Here is a 4,318-nt window from a genome sequence, read left to right as displayed (position 1 = left end):
GTAGTAGGAGGCGTCGTGGGCGGACCCGTCGGCGGGGTACTGGGCGGGCTCGTCGGCGGTGTGGTCGGTGGTGTGGTCGGTGGTGTGGTCGGTGGTGAAGTGGGTGGTGTGATGGGTGGTTCGTACGGGCCGACCACGAAGGTGTACTCGATCGGCCCGGAGGTCAGCGTCGTACCGTTCGCCGTGGTCGCCGTCGACCGGAACGTGAGCTTGTAGGTGCCCAGGGCACCGAACGACCAGTTCGCGTGCACATGCCGCCCGACCGGCTGATGCACCGTCCGGTACGCCGGATCCACCGAGCTGAACAACCGCGGCACAACCCCGCTGAACTCGTCGTAGTTGAAGAACACCTCCACCGCCCCCGGCCCGTCGGCCTTCACCAACGTCAGGTCGACGACGTCGTCCTTCAGCGCACCGGCAGCGATCGTCTCGGTGTCCCACCCCGGCCAGATCAGCTCGGGATCCTGCGACTCCGGCGCGATCCACACCGGATCCCCCGGTTTCCCGAGGAACGCGAACGCCGGCACGTCCGGCAGTTCGACCCGCGCCGACCCACGGTCCTCCAGGTTGAAGACGAGCCCGGCCGGATCAGCCTCCCGGTAGTCCCCCGTCCCGATCCGCGTCGCCAGCTTCAGCGAGTTCCCGTCGTACGTCGTGTGCAGGACGTCGGTGTGCACCGCACGCAAGACCTCGGGTGCGGCACCGGCGGACCACGGGATCAACAGCGGCAGACAACCCAGCAACAGGCAGAGAAGGGCAGGCAGAAAACGTGTTCTGACGTGAGTGGCGGTCACAGCCGAGCACTCTATCTGATTCGATAACCATTTTCATTAGCGAGTTGTGGCGAAGGCCGGTATCCCGCCGGAAAGTCAGGCGGCCTTCTTCCGGCCGGGCCGCTTCTTCGCAGTCGTCTTCTTCGCGGTCGTCTTCTTCGCCGTCGCCTTCTTCGTCGCGGTCTTCTTGGTCGCGGTCTTCTTGGTCGCGGTCTTCTTGGTCGCTGTGCGGGCCTTGCGGGCCTCCTCGACGCTGGCGCGGAGGGCGGCGACCAGGTCGGTCGGGTTGGTGGCCTGCGGCTCCTCCTCCGAGTAGACGACTTCCTTGCCCGCGTGCTTGGCCTTGACCAGTTCCTTCACCCGTTCGGTGTAGGTGTCCTTGTACGCGGCGGGCTTCCACTCACCGGACATCGCCTCGATCAGGTCGACGGCCATCGAGAGCCGCTTGCCGGCCCCGGACTTGCGCGGGAGGTCGCCGAGCTCGTCGTCCGGATCGCGGATCTCGTCGGCGAAGAACATCGTCTCCAGGACCAGGACCTTCTCGTCGGCGCGGATCGTCGCCAGGTACTCCTTGCCGCGCATCACGAACTTCGCGATCCCGGCCCGGTTGGTCTTCGCCAGCGCGTCCCGCAGCAGCGCGTACGACGACGCGTTCTCCGGGTCCGACGGGCCGAGGTAGTAGCTCTTCTGGAAGTGCATCGGGTCGATCTCGTCCAGGTCGACGAACGTGTCGATCTCCAGCGACCGGGACTTGCCCGGCGCGATGTCATCCAGTTCGTCGGGCTCGACGATGACGTACTCGCCGCCGCCGACGTCGTGGCCCTTCACGATCTTGTCGTACGGGACCTCGCGGCCGGTACGTTCGTTCACCCGCTTGTACCGGATCCTGTCCGACGTACCCTTCTGGAACTGGTGGAAGTCGATCTCGTGTTCCTGGGTGGCGCTGTACAGGCCGACCGGTACCGAGACCAGCCCGAAGTTGATGTACCCGCTCCAGATCGCCCGTGCCATCGGCTCACTCCTCTCCTACGGTGTGACCATGATCTGAGCGGCGTTGGTCTTCACGGAGGCGTTGGCCCAACGAAGCTGGCGGAGTGTCTGCGGATGACAAGCCTTGGTCAGCGTGAGCAATTCGGAATCCTTCAAGGCCTGCGCGGTCTGCGCCAGGACCTCCCAGTCGAGCGAGACTCCGGCCGCCTTGCGGTGAATCTCCCTGAGATCCTTCAGCAGTAGCAGAGCCGGGTCGTGGTGACCACCGATCAGCTCGGCGCCCAGTTGCCGGAACGTTGCCAGCAGCCCCGGCTCCTCGGTGGGCTCGGGGGACAGCTCGACGCCGTAGTTCTTGCCGTGCGCGGCCAGTTCGCGGACATGGTCCTGCGACCAGGCCGCCAGATCCCGGCCGAGGTAGAAGATGTCGTGGTCGGCCCGGTGCCGGCTGGACGCCTGCAGCAGCTCCGTGGCGAGGTCGTTCTCGGCCCGGTGCAGCTCACGGATCGCCAGGCCCACCTTGTTCTCCATCACTCGCTCTCCTCCGCCGGGAACAGTTCGACCACCAGCGCGTCGAGGCCGCCGACGGTACGCCGGATGCCGCCGGCGACCGGCTTGGACGCCGTCGTGGTGGGTGCCGCGGACGGTGTGTCGCCGAGCGCGATCCGTTCGGCCCGGGCCGAAGCGCACTTGAACAACGGTTGCTTCGAGCAAGGATCCCAGTCGGTGACGGTCAGCTCGTTCGCGGCCCGGTCCGGCAGCCGCTCGGGCGCGTCCCAGTACCCGTAGTGGAACGGCAGGAACAACGTCCCGCGGCGGATGCCGCTGATCCGCAACCGAGCCTCGACGCTGCCCCGCGGCGTACTCACGCGCAGCAGATCGCCTTCGTCCCACCCGGACAGCTCGGCGTCGTACGCCGACATCTCGACCCACACCTCCGGCGCGGCGTTCCGCAACTGCCGGACGCGGCCGGTCTTGGTCCGGGTGTGGAAGTGGTACAGCGTCCGCCCGGTGGTCAGCAGGTACGGGTACTCCGGCGTCGGCGACTCATGCGGCGACAGGTACTCCGCCGCCTTCAGAACGGCCTTCCCCGACGGATTCATCGCCTGGTACTCGACCGGTTCCAGCGGCGCGCCGGTCACCAGGTCCTTGCCGTGGCTCTCGCAGTACGACGGCGCGCTCCAGAACTCGCCGTCCGCGTAGATGCGCTCGGTACCGTCCGGGTGCTCCGCGTTGCACGGCCACTGAATCCCGCTCCCGCCCCGGAGCTTCTGGTAGCTCAAACCGGTGTAGTCGCACGGCCGTCCGGCGCTGCACTCCTTCCACCCCTCGAACGCACCCTCCGCGTCGGTCCACTTCGCCAGCGGCTGCCCGTCCTTGTCCTTCAGCTCCAGCCGCTGCGCGTAGTCGAGGAAGATGTCCAGATCCGCTCGCGCCGAGCCGGGCGGCTCAACCGCTTTGTCCGACAGGTGCACCGTACGGTCGGCGTTCGTGAACGTGCCGGTCTTCTCACCCCATGTTGCCGCGGGCAACACCACGTCGGCCAGCTCCGCGGTCTCCGACCTGAAGATGTCCTGCACGACCAGGAACAGCCGTTCCTGGGTGAGGAGCTTCCGGATCCGGTGCAGTTCCGGCAGCGAGACCGCCGGGTTGGTCCCGCTGACGTACAGGAAGCGGATCGACCCGTCCTCGACGTACCGCAGCATCTGCATCAGGTGTGTCGGCTCGGAATAGTGCGGGATCTGCTGCGGGTCCAGGTTCCAGACCCGTGCGAGGTCGGCGACCTGATCGTCGTTCGCCCAGTTCCGGAACCCTGGCAGGTCGCCGTCCGCGCCGCACTCGCGGGTGTTCTCCGCGGTCGGCTGGCCGTTCATCTGCAGGATCCCGCAGCCGGGCCGTCCGAGCATGCCGCGGAGCAGGTTGACGTTGTTCACCTGGACCGCCGCGGCCGTCGCCTGGTGGGACTGGTAGAAGCCTTGCAGCACGGTCGACAGCAGTCGCTCCGCCGTACCGAGCAGGCGCGCGGCGTCGCGGATGTCACCCGCCTGTACCTCGCAGATCTCCGCGGCCCAGTCCGGATCGCAGTCCGCGACCTGCTTCTCGAGCTCGTCGTACCCGACGGTGTGCTCGTCGACGTACTTGCGATCGACCCAGTCGTTGGCGATCAACTCGTGGAGAAGCGCGTTCATCAGCGCGACGTTGGTACCCGGTCGCGGCGCCAGGTGGATGGTCGCTGCCTCGGCCACCGGCGTACGGCGCGGGTCGACGCAGAGGATCTTCGGCGGGTTCGGGCCGGCCAGGCGGTCGAGGATCCGGGTCCACAGCACGGTCTGGGTCTCGGCCATGTTGTGCCCGTAGAGAGCGATCACGTCGGCGTGGTCGATGTCGGTGTACGAGCCGGGTTGGCCGTCGCACGCGAAGGTCTCCTTCAGCGCGGCCGCCGCGGTCGCCGTACAAAGTCTGGTGTTGCCGTCCATGTGGTTCGTGCCGATGCCGCCGTGGCCGATCAACGCGAGGGTGTAGTACTCCTCCAGGAACAGCTGGCCGGTCGTGTAGAA

The 4,318-nt window shown here is 67.2% G+C and carries 4 protein-coding genes; all 4 read right to left on the bottom strand.

Translation table 11 applies throughout. The annotated features are described in order from the left end of the window. Nucleotides 1–677: choice-of-anchor M domain-containing protein (locus VFF46_RS38510; RefSeq protein WP_325042219.1), on the bottom strand; the 677-nt coding region annotated here is incomplete at its 3' end. Between the two features lie 192 nt (nucleotides 678–869). After that, a complete protein-coding gene (locus VFF46_RS38505) occupies nucleotides 870–1,784 on the bottom strand; it encodes a Ku protein (protein WP_325042218.1) in 915 nt (304 codons plus the stop codon). A 15-nt stretch (nucleotides 1,785–1,799) separates the two neighbouring features. Further along, nucleotides 1,800–2,291, bottom strand: a complete 492-nt coding sequence (locus tag VFF46_RS38500) for a hypothetical protein (protein WP_325042217.1) — start codon at nucleotides 2,289–2,291, stop codon at nucleotides 1,800–1,802. Further along, a partial coding sequence (locus tag VFF46_RS38495) for a molybdopterin oxidoreductase family protein (protein WP_325042216.1) occupies nucleotides 2,291–4,318 on the bottom strand: 2,028 nt, incomplete at its 5' end. The genes VFF46_RS38500 and VFF46_RS38495, both read right to left, overlap by 1 nt.

Source organism: Kribbella sp. (assembly GCF_035655035.1).
In the GTDB taxonomy this organism is placed as follows: Bacteria; Actinomycetota; Actinomycetes; order Propionibacteriales; family Kribbellaceae; genus Kribbella.
This window is presented reverse-complemented; position numbering and strand designations above follow the sequence as displayed.